Annotated in this window: 15 protein-coding genes; 7 read left to right on the top strand and 8 right to left on the bottom strand. The window is 72.5% G+C overall.

The window, feature by feature from the left end; genetic code table 11:
• Positions 1–19: 19 nt before the first annotated feature.
• Positions 20–292 (bottom strand): hypothetical protein, encoded by a 273-nt coding sequence (locus WMF26_RS04695; protein WP_437944938.1) that lies wholly within the window; start codon positions 290–292, stop codon positions 20–22.
• Between the two features lie 104 nt (positions 293–396).
• On the opposite strand from WMF26_RS04695, the gene WMF26_RS04690 reads away from it, so the two are divergent.
• On the top strand, positions 397–1,242 hold the full coding sequence (locus WMF26_RS04690; protein ID WP_437999300.1) for a GFA family protein: 846 nt from the start codon (positions 397–399) through the stop codon (positions 1,240–1,242).
• A 157-nt stretch (positions 1,243–1,399) separates the two neighbouring features.
• Here the strand turns inward: WMF26_RS04690 and WMF26_RS04685 are convergent, their stop codons facing one another.
• Both WMF26_RS04685 and WMF26_RS04680 read right to left on the bottom strand, forming a co-directional pair.
• Positions 1,400–1,873, bottom strand: a complete 474-nt coding sequence (locus WMF26_RS04685; protein WP_437999299.1) for an STAS/SEC14 domain-containing protein — start codon at positions 1,871–1,873, stop codon at positions 1,400–1,402.
• Positions 1,874–2,007: 134 nt separating this feature from the next.
• A complete protein-coding gene (locus WMF26_RS04680; RefSeq protein WP_437999298.1) occupies positions 2,008–2,496 on the bottom strand; it encodes a hypothetical protein in 489 nt (162 codons plus the stop codon).
• 288 nt (positions 2,497–2,784) lie between these two features.
• Between WMF26_RS04680 and WMF26_RS04675 the strand changes: the two genes are divergently transcribed.
• The 4 genes from WMF26_RS04675 to WMF26_RS04660 all read left to right on the top strand — a co-directional run bounded on the left by WMF26_RS04675 (position 2,785) and on the right by WMF26_RS04660 (position 6,917).
• Positions 2,785–3,702 (top strand): alpha/beta fold hydrolase, encoded by a 918-nt coding sequence (locus WMF26_RS04675; protein WP_437999297.1) that lies wholly within the window; start codon positions 2,785–2,787, stop codon positions 3,700–3,702.
• 934 nt (positions 3,703–4,636) lie between these two features.
• Positions 4,637–5,029: a hypothetical protein gene (locus WMF26_RS04670; RefSeq protein ID WP_437999296.1), complete on the top strand. Its 393-nt coding sequence runs from the start codon at positions 4,637–4,639 to the stop codon at positions 5,027–5,029.
• A gap of 108 nt (positions 5,030–5,137) precedes the next feature.
• Complete coding sequence (locus WMF26_RS04665) at positions 5,138–5,926, top strand: DUF5819 family protein (RefSeq protein ID WP_437999295.1); 789 nt, start codon at positions 5,138–5,140, stop codon at positions 5,924–5,926.
• A gap of 4 nt (positions 5,927–5,930) precedes the next feature.
• Positions 5,931–6,917 (top strand): HTTM domain-containing protein, encoded by a 987-nt coding sequence (locus tag WMF26_RS04660; protein ID WP_437999294.1) that lies wholly within the window; start codon positions 5,931–5,933, stop codon positions 6,915–6,917.
• Positions 6,918–7,006: 89 nt separating this feature from the next.
• On the opposite strand, the gene WMF26_RS04655 is transcribed toward WMF26_RS04660, so the two are convergent.
• Complete coding sequence (locus tag WMF26_RS04655) at positions 7,007–7,585, bottom strand: hypothetical protein (RefSeq protein ID WP_437999293.1); 579 nt, start codon at positions 7,583–7,585, stop codon at positions 7,007–7,009.
• Positions 7,586–8,070: 485 nt separating this feature from the next.
• Here WMF26_RS04655 and WMF26_RS04650 point away from each other — a divergent pair, with 485 nt between their 5' ends.
• On the top strand, positions 8,071–10,140 hold the full coding sequence (locus tag WMF26_RS04650) for a hypothetical protein (RefSeq protein ID WP_437999292.1): 2,070 nt from the start codon (positions 8,071–8,073) through the stop codon (positions 10,138–10,140).
• Positions 10,141–10,300: 160 nt separating this feature from the next.
• On the opposite strand, the gene WMF26_RS04645 is transcribed toward WMF26_RS04650, so the two are convergent.
• From WMF26_RS04645 to WMF26_RS04635, 3 genes are all read right to left on the bottom strand, one after another.
• Positions 10,301–11,824 (bottom strand): B12-binding domain-containing radical SAM protein, encoded by a 1,524-nt coding sequence (locus WMF26_RS04645; RefSeq protein ID WP_437999291.1) that lies wholly within the window; start codon positions 11,822–11,824, stop codon positions 10,301–10,303.
• Positions 11,825–11,841: 17 nt separating this feature from the next.
• Entirely contained in the window at positions 11,842–12,513 is a 672-nt protein-coding gene (locus WMF26_RS04640) for a CPBP family intramembrane glutamic endopeptidase (RefSeq protein WP_187345862.1), read from the bottom strand.
• Between the two features lie 350 nt (positions 12,514–12,863).
• On the bottom strand, positions 12,864–13,694 hold the full coding sequence (locus tag WMF26_RS04635) for a class I SAM-dependent methyltransferase (RefSeq protein ID WP_437999290.1): 831 nt from the start codon (positions 13,692–13,694) through the stop codon (positions 12,864–12,866).
• A 1,046-nt stretch (positions 13,695–14,740) separates the two neighbouring features.
• Between WMF26_RS04635 and WMF26_RS04630 the strand changes: the two genes are divergently transcribed.
• Positions 14,741–16,246 carry a sigma 54-interacting transcriptional regulator gene (locus WMF26_RS04630; RefSeq protein ID WP_437999289.1) on the top strand — a complete coding sequence of 502 codons (1,506 nt, stop codon included), beginning with the start codon at positions 14,741–14,743 and terminating at the stop codon, positions 16,244–16,246.
• 87 nt (positions 16,247–16,333) lie between these two features.
• Here WMF26_RS04630 and WMF26_RS04625 read toward each other — a convergent pair whose 3' ends face one another.
• Entirely contained in the window at positions 16,334–16,858 is a 525-nt protein-coding gene (locus WMF26_RS04625) for a hypothetical protein (protein ID WP_437999288.1), read from the bottom strand.
• Between the last annotated feature and the right edge of the window lie 176 nt (positions 16,859–17,034).

Here is a 17,034-nt window from a genome sequence, read left to right as displayed (position 1 = left end):
AGCGCACGCCTCCGCCGCGTCACTGCGGCGCCTGGAACGTCACCTTGCCCTGTGCGTCGAGCATCTGGATGCGCGCCTGCCCGTCGCGGTCGACGCCCAGGATGATGCGCTCGCGGCCCTGCGGGTCGGACAGGACGATCTGCGCGTCCTCGTTGTGGTTCTCGATGGCGATGCGGCGCTGCACGACCTTGCCGGCGGCGATCACGTCCAGGTCCTGCGGCGGACGCGAGTTGATGAGGAAGCCGGCCAGCGCGTCGGCGCCGTCCGGGCTGATGCGCGTCACGAGTCCCATCGCGTCGTAGTTGGAGGAGCAAGGAGCCGCCGCCGTGCTACCGTGCGCGCCCCGGTCATCGCGCCGGCGCACACGGTTCACGCACGACAACGGGAGGTACGACCATGACCAAGGGCGCGTGTCTATGCGGAACGGTCCGCTACGAGATCGACGGTCCGTTCCAGACCATGCTGAACTGTCATTGCTCGATGTGCCGCAAGTTCCACGGCTCCGCGTTCGCCACGGCCGCGGTCGCGCCGCTGCAAGGCTTTCGCTGGCTCGCCGGCGAGCACGCCGTCCGCGCGTCGAGCGCGAGCCGTTATCGCTCCTTCTGCGTCACCTGCGGCGCGGCGGCGCCGCTGCTCGCCCCGGATAGGCAGCTCGCCCTGGTCCATGCCGGCAACCTCGAGGGCGATCTCGGCATCGAGCCGCAGTTTCACCAGCTCGTCGGCTCCAAGGCCCCCTGGTACACGATCACGGACTCCCTGCCTCAGTTCGAGCAGTGGCCGCCCGGGACCCAGGCGCCGGTCGTGGAGCGCCCCGCGGTCGAGGCCAGAGAGGGAGTCACCCAGGGCAGCTGCCTGTGCGGCGACGTGGCGTTCGAGTTCGACGGTACGCCCCTGCGCATGATGTACTGTCACTGCACGCGCTGCCGCCGCGGGCGCAGCGCCGCGCACGCGGCCAACGTCTTCGTGGCCCTGGACAGGTTCCGCTGGGTCCGCGGCGAGGCGCGGGTCGCGAGCTACAAGCTGCCCGAGGCGCGGTTCTTCAGCGTGGCCTTCTGCACGGGTTGCGGCGGCGCGGCGCCGCGCCTGTCGCCCGAGCGCGGCTTCGCCGTGGTGCCCGCGGGCACGCTCGACACCGATCCTGGCATCCGGCCGGCGGCGCACATCTTCGTCGGCTCCAAGGCGAGCTGGTTCCGGATCACGGGCGACGTGCCGCAGTTCGACGAGCTGCCGCCGCAGGCCTGAGGACCGCATCGAGGGATCGGCCGGGGCGCCGGGGCCGGACGCCGGGAAGCACGCGGCAGGCGGCGTCAGGTGACCTGGCGCCGAGCGGCCCGGAGCGCGTCTCGCTGAGCGAACAGCGCTAGCGCCTCTGCGGCGACGTTGTGGGCCGGTGCTGGCGTCATGCGCTCGAGCCCGGCCTGACCCGGAGCGCGTCTCGCTGGGCGAGCAGCCACGCGCGCGCCTCGCCCTCGGTGTCGAAGAACTGCTGCGGGTAGGGCCGTCCCGTGAGCATCTGCACGCCTTTCGCGAGGAGCCCCAGGACGACGCGCAGGGAAAAGCTCGCTCCGAGGATCGCGACAGCATCGACGCGCGTGCTCCGCACCTCCTCCGTCGTCGCCTTGCGCGCCGGCGCCGTGAGAAGGCCCGCCTGACGCATGTCGGCGAGCACCAGCACCTCGCGGCCGCTCTCCGCCACCCGCCGAAACACGCCAAAGATGGCGCGCAGTCGCTCTTCCCTGAACTCGCCGTCGATCGTCACATGCAGGATGCCGTCGGGCTCGTCACGTACATCGGGGCTCGCTCCCTTGAGGCCGAGATCGCTCATGCGGACCATGCTAGCTCCTCTGCGGCGAGGCGCGGTGCGCGCCCTCACACTCAATGCCGCTGGCGATGGGGCGACGCGAGCGAGCGAGCGCATCGGTTGAGGCGGCGGACGGCGCCGCCCGCGCGCGCGCGGCGGTCACCGTCCCCCTCGGCAGCGCGCCGGCGCGACGCCGCTTCCGCCCATCACTTCGCGCCCGCGAGCCGCAGCACCTCTGCCCGCTCGGCGTCGGTCGGCTCACGCTGGCAGTCCTTGCCGGCGCTCTGCAAGGCGTCGAGCTGACGGACGAGATCGCCGGGATCGACGCTCATGCAACCCTCCTCGAACTGCGAGCACTCAGCGACCGAGAGCGCGGTCCCCGCGACATAGCGGCAGTCGGGATCCCCGGGCGGATACCTCAGGAACGTGGAGGCCTGGGTGAGCAGACATGCGGCGTCCGACGGCGTGCTCGCCTTCTTGCAGCGCGCGGCGGCGATGCGCGCCATCCGTTCCAGATCGGCCGCCGCGTACATCGGGACCCGAGGGCGCGCAGGCTGCGCGCTCGCGGCGCCGGCGGCGGTCCGCGGGCCCGCCGCCGGCCGCGGCGTCTCGGAGCACGCGCACGCGAAGCCGACGCACGCACCGACGAGGGCGAGCAAGGATCCCCCAGGCCTCATGGTTGCGACAAGTACCACGCTCGCTTCGTCGCCCGCAACCGACGCAACCGACGCAACCGACGCAATCGACGCAGCCACGCGCGCCTCCCCCGGCTCTCGTCGCGCCTCCACTCACCTCCATCGAGCCAGCCCCGGCGCGCAGGTCCCCGCTGGCCGTACCTCGGCGGCCCGCCAGGCCGGGCCGCGCCGCCGCGCCAGCCCTCGAGCGGCGGCTCGCGCTCTTCCATTACCTGGCAGGTAATCGACCCCCGCCCGCGGCGTGGTTCAACTCCTCCTCACAACGCGCGACGAGGAAGGAGAACCGCAATGACGGAACAGCACATCGACACGCCGGCCGCACCCGTGGATCGCGAAGCCGGCCCGGCGGCGAGGCCCGGAGAGCCGCAGCCGGCGCGGAGCAGGCCGCGGCCCGCCGCCGGCCCGTTCATCGAGGCGCAGGACGGCGCGCGCCTGTTCCACCGCGACTGGGGCGCGGGCAAACCCGTGCTGTTCCTCTCCGGATGGGCGCTGAGCAGCGAGATGTGGGGCTACCAGATGGCCGACCTCGTCGATCACGGGCTGCGCTGCGTCGCCTACGACCGGCGCGGGCACGGCCGCTCGAGCGATCCGGGGCGGGGCTACGATTACGACACGCTCGCCGACGACCTCGCCGCGGTGCTGGAGCGGCTCGATCTGCGGGACGTCACGCTGGTGGGCCATTCGATGAGCGGCGGCGAGATCGCGCGCTACCTCTCGCGCCACGGCGACGGCCGGATCGCCCGCGCCGTGTTCCTGGCGCCCACCACGCCGATGCTCCTCAGGGCGGCGGACAACCCGGACGGGCTCGATCGGCGCCTCGTCGAGCAGGCGCGCGCGGCGATGCGCGCCGACTACCCGAGATGGCTGGCGGACAACGCGCCGCCGTTCTTCGTGCCCGAGACGTCGCAGGCCATGAGGGACTGGGTGCAGCACCTCATGCTCCAGTGCTCGATGAAGGCGCTGCTCGACTGCAACCGCGCGTCGGTCGAGGCCGACTTCCGCGACGAGCTGCGCCGGATCGCGGTGCCGACCCTCGTCATCCACGGCGACCGCGACGCGTCGGCGCCGCTCGCCCTCACCGGCGAGAAGACGGCGGCGCTCATCCCGGGCAGCCGCCTGCTCGTGATCGAGGGCGCGCCGCACGGGCTGTTCGTCACCCACCGCGAGCACGTCAGCCGCGCCCTGCTCGCCTTCGCGCGCGCCTGAGCGGCCGCGCCTGCGCGGCGGCGCGGCCCTCGTCGGCGCGGCGGCGCTCCCCCGAGGGCCGCGCCGCCGCGCCGATCCGCCCGTCAACCACACTTGCAGACCGGCTCGCCGCCCGCGTCACAGTAGCATTGACACACTCCATCAGGGCACGAGATCTCTCGATCACCCCTCGGGCAGCTGACGACGCACGAAGCCACCGAGTCCGCCTCGACCGCCGCCGCGGCGTCAGCTCCGCCGGCGCGCGAGGGACCGCGGTCGCCTGCGCCGGTCGACCCCCGTGATTCGCCGTCCGCGGCCCCCGCGCTCGCGCTCGTCCGGAGCGTCGTGGGGGCGGGCAGGATTGACATTACCAACACCGATAGCAGCGTAGCGCGCATCTTCACTCCTCCTGTCCAGCGATGGTTCCACGGCTGGACATCGTGGATGGCCGAGGAGCGAGGCACGCGGCGTGCCGATCCGCGCGGCGCGCGGCCGAGATCGCGGCGCCTGGGCCGTCCGAGGGGCGCTGTCCCGCGCGCGCCCGCCGTGCTCGGGCGGCGGAGCCAGGTCGGCTGCGCGGGTCGAGCTCGCCTGTCGCGCCGCCTCACCGCCCCTCGGTGCGACCTCGCGGCTCCGCGCGCGACGCGCCGAGCAAACCGCTGCGCGTGGTGGTTTGCTCGACCGCGCAAGCCGCCCGGCAGCCCGAGCGCGCGGCCCAGCGGGCGCGACCTGCAGGTGGGCTCGGCCAGCGGGCGGAGCGCGCGCTGCGCCCGCGGAGAGGGCGTCCGGCACGGCGCGTGCTCCTGGTCAGAGAGCCTACCATGAGCTGCGAGTTGGCTTGACGCGCAGAGCCCGCGGAGCACCGCAGTCACGCGGGGCTCCGCGGGGCTCGACCATCGCAGCTGGCATGTCGGGCCGCTGCAACCATCACATGATTGAACGGAAAGGGAAGAGCATGACACGCAAGATCATCACGGCGCTCGCGGGGTTGTCTTTGTTCGTCGGCATGGCGCTGGCGCACGCGTCGACGCCCGCGGCCTCGAGCATGAAGGCTCGCCCCGTCCTCGGCGCGGAGGCGAGCGCCGCGACGCCGGAGAGGGTGGCGTACTACGGGTACCCCGCGGCCAACGTGGCCACCACGACGCAGGTGGGCCTCGCGGGCATCGCGATCGGGACCTCGGGGGTCGTCTCCCAGGCGGCGGTCGCCCAGGCCGGCGGGATCGGCAACATCGGTGTCTCGACGGCCAACGCGCAGGGCTTCGGGGGCCGCGGCATCGGAGGCTGGCGGAGGATCGCGATGAACGACGCGCCCGCGTGCAGCCGAGCGGACGTCCTCTTCGACAACTAGCTATCTCGGCCGGCCCGCCGGGGCCGCCGCCGTTCACGGGCCGCGCGCGGGTGGAGCCCCGCGCGCGGCCTCCTCTCCGACGACCCCGAACCCGGAATGGACGAACCCATGCGCCGAACCCTCCGCGTGCTCTCGACGTCCGCGCCCGCGCTGCTCGCCGCGGCGCTCGCCTTTCATTTCGCGATGACGCTCTCGTACCTGACGCCGCAGAACCCGCTCAAGCTCCGCTTCGCGCGGCTCATCGACGGATACATGCACCCGTTCCTCCAGCAGAACTGGCACCTCTTCGCCCCGGACCCCATCACCGACACGCGCGTCCTCATGGTCGCCTGCCGCCTGCGCCAGCCGGACGGCGGCGCGACCGAGACCGGGTGGATCGACATCACGACCCCCTACTGGGAAGCCCACCTGGACGACCGGCTCGGCCCCGCGGCGCGCCTCGGGCGATCGGTGACCGGCGCGGCGCGCCTGATCTACAGCGCCGATCCGACGTCGCTGCAGATGGCGAAGAAGCTCGAGGAGCATCGCGCCCGCGCGCAGGCGGGCGGAGGCGGCCCGGAGGCCCCCGAAGAGCAGGTGGTCGACAGGCTCCGGGACGAGGTGAAGAAAGAGCAGGACGCCGGCTTTCAGCTCGGGAAGATCGTCCTGGAGCGCGCCGCCTCCGCGCACTGCGACAGCCTGTTCGGTCCGAACCGCACCGCCGCCGTGCGGATGCGCATGGCGGTGCTGAAATTCCCGCGCTTCTCCCGGCGCGACCTGCCCGACTCGAGAGGTGCGATGACGTACTACGATTTCGACTGGGCCCCGGTCCAGGCGGTGGCGCCGCTGGGGGCGGCGGCGGGGGACGATCGGAGGCCGCCGGTGGCCCTCCGGGCGGCCGCGCTGGAGGAGAGGTGACGCCATGCCGAGCAAGCCGAGCGCGCGCTGGCATCGCGTCGTGGAGCTCGCGAGCCGCGAGCGCTGCCTGATCGGGGCCAGCCTCTTCCGGATCGTCGCCGGGCTGACCATCCTCCACCTCTACCTCGCCAACTACTACCAGCGCCATTACCTCTACGGCCCGGAGGGGGTATGGCCGTTCGCGCGGTCGCTCGAGGAGGCCCGCAGCGCCGGCGCGTTCTCGATCTACGTGCTCAGCCGATCGCCGCTCTACTTCGAGGTCGTCTTCCACCTCGGCGTCCTGTTCGCGGCGCTGTGGGTGGTGGGCTTCCGCACGCGGCTCATGTCGCTGCTCACGTACGTCGGGCTCTGGTCCTTGCACCAGCGGAACCCCGTCCTGCTCGACGGCGGCGACAACGTCGTCCGGCTCGCCCTCCTGTATGGCATCTTCGCCGAGCTCGGCGCCCATTTCTCGCTCGACGCCGACCGCCTCCGCGCGCAGCGGGAGCGCGGCGGGGAAATCCAGCGCCTCAAGGCGATGGTGCACAACGCGGCGATCCTCGCCTGCGCCGTCCAGGTGTGCCTGGTCTACGGGGTCGCCGGGCTGTACAAGGTGCAAGGGGAGCTGTGGCAGAACGGGACGGCCCTTTACTACATCACCCGCGTCGGCGAGTTCACGTGGCCCGGCCACAGCGAGGGCCTCTATCACAGCGTGGCGCTGGTGACGGCGCTGACCTACGCGACGGTCGCGTTCCAGCTCGGCTTCCCGTTCCTGTTCGCCCTGAACCGGCACACACGGAGGCTCGCGCTCGCCGGCGCATTCCTGTTCCACGCCGGCATCGCGGTCATGATGGGCCTCGGGACGTTCGCCGCGTTCATGATCAGCGTCGAGCTGGCGCTCGTCTCGGACGCGGAGTATCGGGCGATCGGCGCCCTCTTCAGGCGGCTTTTGTCCTTCGAGGCGCCCTCGCTCCGGCGCCTCCTGTCCGGGCGCCGGGTCCGGGCGAGGTAGCGCCGGGAGCTACATGCCGGCGCGCGACGGCTGCGCGCGACCGCGGAGGTCGCCGCGCCGGAGGGCGGGGCTCGGGCGAGCGCCTTCGCTCAGATGGCCTGACAGTAATAGAACGCCATGTTGTCGCAGTGATCTCCGCTGCACTTCGCGCCTGCGATGTAGTAGCCCGGCGGGAAATAGATCGACCCACCGTTCTCCTCGGAGATGAACCCGCTCCAGTAGCAGCTGCCCCAGGTCTTCCCGTTGAGATGGGAGCACTGGAGCGACACGTTGTCGCAGTAGCTGCCCGTACACGCGAGCCCCGTGACGAAATCCCCGTAGTTGCACCTCCGGTAGTTCGTGTTCTCCTCGGAGAAGTAGGAGGTCCAGTACGCGGACGTGTTGTAGGTCCCGAGGGAAGAGCAATAGCCCCTGATGTTGTCACAGTCGGAGCCGGCGCAATGGAACGCGCTCATGGCGTTGCCGCTGTCGCACGCGACGGGCGCCCAGCCGTCGGACGTGTCGGCCGTCCATCCATTCGTGATGGCGTCGGCCGCCGTTCCGACTTCCTCGTCCATCTCGATGTCGGCGTCGCTCGCGCTCTCGACCGACTCAGCCATGCAGCCGGGCACCGTCAACAGGGTCGATCCGAGCAGCGAGAGAAGCGACAGCGTCGATGTAATCTTCATGATGAACCTCGTGGCGCGACCGTGCGCGAGTCGGCTTCGCGTCGGTGGCACGGTCGCGCCTTGTGGAATTGGAGTTGTTAGACCTGGCGCGGGCATCGAGGCTTCGAGGTCCGCGCCGCCGGTATGAGCAGGGCGCGTACCATCGCCCTCCGGCCCGGTCCCGCCCCGACATTGCGTCGGAAAGGCCCGAATTCAGGCGGGCACCGCGGGCGTCGCCCCGGCGGGCGGGGCGGCGTTGCGCAGAGGCTCGCTCAACCGTTGAGCGAAACCTCGTCCAGTTGCGCAGAACGTGGTGTCGGGAGGAGCGTCACGGCGCGCACCCGCTGCGGCCGGCCCGCGTGGCCGTCCGCGCGCGGGGGCGCGCGAAGGGCTCGGGACCGACGCGAACCGCCGAAAGCGGGCCGCGGCATGGCCCTCAGAGCGCTCGATGAGCGTGAGCGCTGCCCTCCAAGCTGTCGTATCGTCCGCGCGAGGCACCGAACACCATGCGAAAAGAGCGGCTGGCCCTCTCTCTCCTGCAGATCGCCCTGCTCGCGGCGTGCGCGCAGCGCCCTGACGCGGACGGCCCTGGCCCGGACGACGGCGCGGAGACGGGCGCCGGGCCCACGTTCCCGTGCCCGCCGGGCTCGGTGGAGACCGACGCGGGCTGCGAGCCGGCGGGGGTCCCGCCCGGACGGTGCGGGAGCGGCTTCGCCCCCGACGGGGCGCAGGGCTGCGTGCCCGTCCTGCCGAAGGAGGCGGGCCCGCCAGGGCAGATGGCCGTCCCCGGCGAGACGGCGTGGCGTGAGGTCGCTCCATGCGGGGCGGGCCCGTGGGGCAGCGCGCCGGTCGACGAGACGACCGAGTTCGTCGACGCCGCCTACGCCGGGGCGGACAGCGACGGCACGGAAGCCAGGCCGTGGACGACGATCCAGGACGCGGTGGACCACGCGCGCGAGGGCGCTCTGATCGCGATCGCGGAGGGCAGCTACGTCGAAGAGCTGCTCATCTGGGGGCAGCCGGTGCGGCTCTGGGGCCGGTGCCCCGCGCGCGTCGAGATCGTCGGGCCGCCCGGCGCGGAGATCGCCGTCCAGATCGACAGGGGCGCGGGCGCCGCGGAGATCCACGACCTCGCTGTCCGCGGACAGGGCATCGGCCTCGGCGTGAGGAACGCGCGCGACGTCGTGGTCGAGCGGGTCTGGATCCACGACACGAGCGACGTGGGCCTCCTCGCCACAGGCCCGGAGACCGAGACGAGCGTGACCGTGCGCGGGGCGCTCGTGGAGCACGCCACGGGCGCGGGCATGGTCGTGGCGGACGCCGCCGTGACGCTGGAGGGCACGGTCCTGCGCGACGTCGATCTCGCCGCCGGGGATCCGGAGCACCCGTTCGACGGCCATGCGATGGCGATGCAGGTCGAGTCGTCCGAGCGCCGCGCGAGCGTGACGGCGCGATCCGTGGTCATCGAGCGCGTCGGGGGGCTCGGGATCAGGCTCTCCGGGGCGGACGGCGTCGTCGAGGACAGCGTCGTCCGCGACGTCGCCTGGCTCGCGGCGGAGCTGCCGGGCACCGGGCTCGCGTCGACCCACATACCGGGCTCGAATCCGGGGACCCTCACGGTCCGGGGCAGCGCCCTGGAGCGGAACCACACCGCCGCGATCGCGATGATCGGCGCCGAGGCGACCATCGAGGCGACGGTCGTGCGCGACACGGGCGCGGGGTCGGCCGAGGGCGATCCGGGCGGCGCGGGCATCTACGCCGAGCCGAGCCGCGTCGACGGGCGCCCCGCGCGCGTGGCGCTCCGGCACGTCCTCGTCGAGCGGAGCCGCGAGAGGGGGGTCGTCGTCAACGGCTCCGATGTCGAGATCGATGGCCTCCTCGTGCGGGAGCTCGTGCCTGGCGCGTCGAACTACGGCGCCGGGATCGAGATCGCGCACGATCGGCGACGCGCGAATGTCCGGGTGGGCGGCAGCGCGGTGGAAGGCAGCTACGGGACCGGGATCGCCGTCTTCGGGGCCGACGCGGCCCTGGACTCGACCGTGGTGCGCGACACGAGGCCGCTGCCGTCGAGCCAGGATCTCGGCCGGGGCGTCAATGTCCAGGCGCTGCCCGACCTCGGCGAGCGCGGGAGCGCGCGCGTGCGCAACGTCCTGATCGAGCGGAACAGGGATGTCGGCCTCTTCCTCAGCGACTCGGACGCGACCGTCGAGTCGACGACGATCGCGGACACCCTGGGGCGCGCGCTCGACGGCAGGAACGGCTACGGCATCATCGCCCACAACGACGAGACGGGTCTGGCGAACGTCCTCGTCCGGGACAGCGTGATGGCGCGGAGCGCCGGGGCCGGTATCTACAACCACGGCGCGACGGTGCAGATCGCGTCGACGACCTTCACGTGCGAGCCGCTCGACATCGTGAGGGACGTCGATGAGCTCTCCCCAGCGGTCTACGAGGATTTGGGCGGGAACGTCTGTGGCTGCGAGGGCCGCACCATCGACTGCAAGGCGGAGCCGACGCGCCTCGAGCCCCCCCGTGCGCTGCCGCCGCCCCCGCCTTTGCCCACAGGCGAGGGCTGAAACTCCCGCGCGTCCGCCGCCCTCGCGTCTTCGCGCCGGTCACGGCTCAACCCGGGTCGGGGAGCTCAACCCGGGTCGGGGAGCTCAACCCGGGTCGGGGAGCTCAACCCGGGTCGGGGAGCTCAACCCGGGTCGGGGAGCTCAACCCGGGTCGGGGAGCTCAACCCGGGTCGGGGAGCTCAACCCGGGTCGGGGAGCTCAACCCGGACCGACCCGCCCGCCGGGGCCGGATGCGGGCGAGGCCCCGCGGATCCGCCCGGCAGGACGAGGCGTCGATGCGCTGCGGCTCGAGCCCGAGCTCCCGCATCCTCGCCGCGTCCCACGCCTCGATCGGATCGCGCCCGGCGATGTAGCTGCGCGCGGGGTTGGCGAGCGGCGCGCGCAGGCTCATCACCTCGGGCGCCGACATCAGAACGCACGTCTTGTAGCGGGGCAGATCGCTGGCCATCAGCCGGCTCCACAGGTGGCGACCCACGTTGCGCACGCTGCCCAGGGTGCGGCTCAGGCGCTGGAAGTGCTCGATCGCCTCGGAGGGGTGCAGCCGGGCCGGCCGGTGACACAGGGTGTACCCGTCGAGGTCCCGGCTGGTCACCCCGGGCAGGAGCCGCCCCTCGGCCGCCACCTGCGCGAAGAACGGCGTCTCCGGGTACGGGCAGACGATCCCCAGGAACGTCGGGCACTGATCTCCGAGGTCGTGCAGGTACTCCGGCACCCGCTCCAGGTACTCGTTGGTGTCCCCGTCCGCGCCCACGAGGAGCCCGAACGAGAGCACGATCCCGCTCGCCGAGGCCCGCCTCAGGACCTCGCGGACCTCGCTCAGCTTGTTCTGCCCCTTGTTCATCGCGCTGATCGACTCGGGGTTCAGCGACTCCAGCCCGGTGTAGACGTACCGGCACCCCGCGCGCCCCATGAGGCGGACCAGCTCCGGGTCGCGCAGCACGTTGAAGGTGAGCGCGCAGCCCCAGATCTTCTTGAGCGGGATCAGCGCCTCGCAGAGCTCTCGCAGGTAGCGGGGAGAGCCGCCCAGGTTGTTGTCGAGGAAGCCGAACACATCGCCGGTCACCCCCGGAATGCGCCGGTTGAAGATCATCCGGTCGCGGATGTCCCGGATCACGTGGTCGATCGGGCGATAGCGGTACTGCTCGTGCCCGGTCAGCACGCAGAAGTTGCAGGAGAAGGGGCAGCCGCGCGACGCCTCGATGCCCGGCATCCGGACGAGGTTGTTGCGGTAGTCGACGAGGTCGTAACGGTAGGTGGGGATCCGCTCGGGGGGCACCGGCGGGAGCGCATAGACGGGCTGGAGCTCATTCCGCTGAAAATCGGCGACGAGGGCCGGGACGTTCGACTCCGGATCGCCCGTCACCACCGCGTCGAAGTGCTGGAGCGCGTCCGCGCGGAAATGGCCCGCGTGCCGGCCGCCGGCCACCGTGGTGACGCCGCGCCGCCGGAGCAGCGCGGAGAGCACCTTGGTGTGCTCGTAATAGGCGTGCAGGTACGAGAAGAACACGAGGTCCCAGGGGCGATCGAGGGGGATGTCCGTCTCCTTCTCGTTGTAGAGCTCGATCTCCGCGTCCGGCGGGCACAGGGCGGCGATGAGCTCGGGAACGGAGGATTGCATGACCGAGCGCTCCTTGCGGTGCAGGCGGCTCGGGTGCGTGTAGGTCGAGAGGATCGCGATGCGCATCGAAGGGGGCTCCTGGTTCAGTTCAGGCCGACGGCGACGCTCGCGAGGCCGAGGGCGGCGTGCGCGAGGGTCACCCCGGCGAGGGTGCGGTGCCGCGCGTAGAGCGCGCCGAAGAGCATGCCGATGGCGAACGTGAGGAAAGCGAATCCAAGCGAGACATGAAGGTGGTAGACGCCGAAGAACGCCGAGGTGAGCGCGAGCGGGACGGCCCGGCCGGACCGGGGCAGGAAGCGCTCCAGGGAGGTCTGGATCACGCCGCGCGCCACGAACTCCTGGAGCAGGCAGTGGGGCGCGTAGAGGGCGAAGAAGAGCGCCCGCGAGGTCGCGTCGTAATCGGCGATCGATCCCCAGGTGACGAGGGGCTCGCCGCGCGTCCACGCGCCGAGCCGCAGCGCGAAGCAGGCGGCCGCGAGGGCGAGCGCGACGGCCAGCGACTCCGCCAGGCTGCTGCGCAGGCCGGCCGTGGTCACGCCCATCCGCGAGAGCGGCAGCGACTGACGGCGCACGTACCACGCGACCGGGACGAGGAGGGCGAGCAGAAGCCCCCAGGAATAGGCCATGTGCTGGGCGGGGGGCAGCCCGGGGGTCACCGTTCGCTGGACCACCCGCGCCATGAGGAGGAGCGCCGCGGCGAGGGCGATGAAGGAGGTGATCTCGCGGCGGAGCTTTCGCGCAGGGGCCCCACACACGGGTTCGAGGCTGTGTTCGCGCAGCCCGGGAGCGATGGTTGCCGGAGCGTCGATGGCCATGCCGGCTCGCTGAGCAGCGGATGTGCCACGCGGGGATCCGCGGCGAAGGACGCTGTCGGCCGGCGGACGAGGTGCGTGAAGGCGGCGCGAATTGAGCCGATACGGCACAACGACATGGCGCCTTCGCCCTGGTGGTCCCGGTCGGCGCCCGGCGCCGGGCGCACGGGCGTGTGTCCGAGATCACCAGAGCCGCTTGTGGCGCGCACCGGGGCCGCTCTCGGCGCGGCCCTCGCCGGGTGCCTGGCGGCGAGCGCGCAGCGCCGGCGCGCTTCGCTGGCTCGAGCGCTGGCTCAGCCCTTCACGGCCTGCAAGGTGTAGCTCGCGGCCAGCCGCTCCGGCCTTTCGCGGAGCCGCCATTCGCCGCGCTCGTCTTGCACCATGCCGTCTCCGAGCGGGTTCCAGGGGACGGAATCGTGCTCGGTGAGCGCGGTCAACCGCAGGTTCGCCGCGAAGAGCGCGGTGACGATCTCGCCGAGGCCGTGGTTGAAGCTGATGCTGTCCGGCGCGGCGAGCTCCCCCTCGTGGGACACGTAGGTCTGCTTCTCGTGGAACAGCGTCCCGCCCTCGACCTTGAAGTAGGGATACTCGACGACGAGGAGGCCGTCCGGGCGCGGATCGGCGAGCGCCCACAGCATCGGATGGCCCTCGCGCAGGAACAGGCGGCCGCCGGGCTTCAGCAGCGCCGCGACCGTGGCGGCCCAGCGCTGGATGTCGTCCAGCCAGCACAGCGCGCCGACGCCCGTGTACACGACGTCGAAGCGCTCGGCGCCCAGCGCCGCCACCGCGTCGTAGACGGTGCTGCACACATAGGCGATCTCGGCGCCGCACTCCGCGGCGAGCCGCCTCGCCACCGCCAGCGCCGGCTCGGAGAAATCGAGCCCAGTCGCGCGCGCCCCCAGCCGGGCGAGCGACAGCGTGTCCGTGCCGATGTGGCACTGCAAATGGACGACGTCGAGGCCGCGCACGTCGCCGAGCCGCTCGCGATCGAACTCGACAACGCCCGAGAGTTGCCGCGGATCTTCGCGGAACCGGTGGAGCTCGTAGCCTTGCTCGTGGTGCGGCACGCGGCTGTTCCAGTTCGCGAGGTTGATCGCCACGTAATCGCGTTGGTGAGAGCTCATGGCGCAACGCTACCACGGATCGTGTGGCGCGAAGCAACGCGGGCTCGAGAGGCGCTCCCCGGGCGATCGTCCCTCACGGCGCGCAACGTATCTGAGGGGGCTCGCTCTTGAGCAGCAAGCACCCCCGACCTCGGCACTCGATGGCGCAAGCCACCTCCATCGTGGTGCACACCGTGCCTCCGCAGCGCTTGAGGTTGAAGCAATCGCTCCTTACGGGGCACATGCCATACTCGCCACAGGGCGAGAGCGCATCACAGCGCGGCGCGGCCGCCCGCTGGACGCCGGCAGCCGGCGCGGCTGGGCTCTCCGCGGACGGAGGTTCGGTGCTCGGCGGCCGTGGATGGGGCTCTTGATTCGGAGCGCCGGCGTCTTCAGCCGGAGCGACGGCGTCTTCGGCCGGAGCGCCGGCGTCTTCAGCCGGAGCGACGGCGTTCGAGGCACGCGGTGAGCTGCGCGGTTCCTCGCGTTCGATCCCCGCCCCCCCGGCGCGGATCGAGCTGACGCACGCCGAGCCGGTGGCCACGACCCCGAGAAAAAACGGCAAGGCGGCCTGCCAGCGCCGGCCGCGGCGGTGACCTGTTGCGGAGCGTGCGCCGCGGGGCGCCCGCGGCTTCGGTCCATGCATCGGCGTTCGCATTGTCATCACACTCAAGGCGAAACACGAGGCAAGCGCGTGCCCCCTTCGGAGCCATCATGCCGTAGCCGGCCTCGCACACCGGCTGCGGTTCCGCAACCCTATCTCATGTAATGACAGGTACCACCCCCGCCGGCGCGCGTCCCGCCAGCGCGCCTCCTCCGGCTCCCAGGGCCAGCGAGGCGCGCTGGGTTCGGCTATCCTGGCGTCCGATGCGCGCACGCCCGTCGCTGCCCCTCGTCCTGCCCGTCGTCGCCGCGGCCGCGCGCGAGGTGCCGCGCTCTTCCGGCGCCGTGGCCGCCTCCGGTCGCGCCCCAAGGCGACGCCCGCGGGCTCGCGGCCCTGGCCGAGGGCGGCCGCGAGGCGCTTCGGCTCGCCCCGCGGGCGGCGCGGCGCGGTAGAACGAGCGGAAGTGAGCAAGGAGAGAGACGTGGCCGGCGCGATGTCCCCCCGGAAGGATGCGCAGATCGACGCGCAGCATGCCCTGGAGCTCGCGGTGTTCGCCGGGGGCCGCGTGACCCGGCACCCGCTGCCGGCCGAGGGCCGGGTGTCGCTCGGCCGATCGAAGGAGAACGACGTCCAGATCGACGAGAGCTCCGTCTCGCGCCGCCACGCGATCATCCACCTCGGCGCCCGGCTCGCGATCGAGGACCTCGGCAGCGCAAACGGGACCCGCCTCCGGCGCGAGCGCAGCGCCGGGCCGACGACCAAGCTGCTCGAGCTCCAGCTCGAGCCAGGCAAGACGACGGAGCTCGCGGTCGGGGACGCGGTCAACCTGGGCTCGACCCTGATCGTGATCCTGCCGCGCGAGGGCGCCGCGAGCGCCGCCGCCGGCCACGCGCCCGGCGAGCCCATCGTCCGCGACCCGGCCATGCAGCGGCTCTACGCGCTCGCCGAGCGCGTGGCCGCGTCGCCCCTCAGCGTGCTCCTGCTCGGCGAGACCGGCGCCGGCAAGGAGGTGCTCGCCGAGCACATCCACCGGCGATCGCCGCGCGCGCACGGGCCGTTCCTGCGCCTCAACTGCGCGGCGCTCGCCGAGTCGCTCCTCGAGAGCGAGCTCTTCGGCCACGAGAAAGGCGCCTTCACGAGCGCCGGCCAGGCGAAGCCCGGGCTGCTCGAGACCGCCGAGAAGGGCACCGTGATGCTCGACGAGGTCGGCGAGCTCCCTTCCGGCATCCAGGTGAAGCTGCTGCGCGTGCTCGAGGACCGGAAGGTGATGCGCGTCGGGGGGCTGAGCCCGCGGCCCATCGACGTCCGCTTCATCTCGGCCACGAACCGCGACCTGGCCGCCGAGGTGAAGCGCGGCGCCTTCCGCGAAGATCTCTTCTTCCGGCTCAATGGCATCGCGCTGACGATCCCGCCGCTCCGCGCGCGCGCCTCCGAGATCGCGCCGCTCGCGCGCGCGATGGCCGAGCGGACCGCCAGCGCGCTCGGACGCCGGGCGCCGGCGTTCGCCCCCGAGACGCTCGCCGCGCTGGAGGCGCACCCGTGGCCCGGCAACATCCGCGAGCTGCGCAACGTCATCGAGCGCGCGGTCGTGCTCGCCGGCGGGGACACGCTCCTGCCGGAGCACCTCCTGCTCGACGCCTCCGCGCCGCCGCCGCTCGTCGATACGCGCACCCCGACGTCCGTCGAGGCGCACCCCGCCGAGGTCGCCGCGCTCGCCGGTCCCCTCCCCGCCGGTCCCCGCCCCCCAAGCCCCCTTCCCCCGGGCCCTCCCCGATCGGCCGAGGCCGCGGGCGGCCTGCGCGGCGAGCTCGACGCGATCGAGCGGCGCCGCATCGTCGACGCGCTCGAGCAGTGCGCCGGCAACCAGACGCAGGCCGCGGCGCTCCTCGGCATGCCCCGCCGCACCTTCGTCGCCCGGCTGAGCGCCTACGGCATCCCGCGGCCGCGCAAGGGCAAGGCCAAGGGCTGACGCGGCCGGCGCGGCCCGCCGGCGAGGGCCCGCGTCCGATGGCGCAGGCGCCGCGCCAGGGGGCGCTTCATCCCGCCGGACAACGCCTCACTGCGAGCCAGCGAGCTTCAGCACCTCGGCCCGCTCGATCTCGGTCGGCTCGCGGTTGCAATCCTTGCCGGCGGTCTCCAGGGCGGCGAGCTGGTGGTCGAGATCCTTGGGATCCACGCTCTGGCAGCCCTCCGAGAAATCGGAGCACTCGGCCACCGACAGCGCCGTCCCCGACACATAACGGCAATCCGGATCCTCGGGCCGGTATTTCAGGAACGGCGTGGCCTCCGTGAGCAGGCACGCCGAATCCGACGGCGCATTCGCCTTCTTGCAGCGCGCGGACGCGACGCGGGCCACCCGGCGCAGCTCTTCTGCCGGGTAGACGCGGCCCCGGGGCCCCGCGGAGCGCGCCGCCGCGTCGCTCTGCGCCGGCGCGGGCGCGCCCGCCGCCGGTACGCCGTCCGCCGGCGCGCGCGCGCCGTCCGCGCCGTCCGGCAGCGACGGAGACAGCGGCGACGAGGATGCGCACCCGCAGGCGACGAGCACGGCAATGGTATTGAAAAGAATTCCCCCAACCTTCATGGGCGTCTCATATCACACCTTGTCGCTCGCTCGCAATGCAGAGTTCTTGCCCTTCACGCCGACGCCGTGGCATCGGACCTCGTTTCCGCCGGCAATTCCGCCGGCAATGCGCCTCTGATTGAAGAATTGCAGCGCGAGCGCGGTGCTCCCCGCGCGCGGGGCAGCGCTGTCGCGAT

The sequence above is a fragment of the Sorangium sp. So ce185 genome (assembly GCF_051526825.1).
GTDB classification, from domain to species: domain Bacteria; phylum Myxococcota_A; class Polyangia; order Polyangiales; family Polyangiaceae; genus Sorangium; species Sorangium cellulosum_D.
This window is presented reverse-complemented; position numbering and strand designations above follow the sequence as displayed.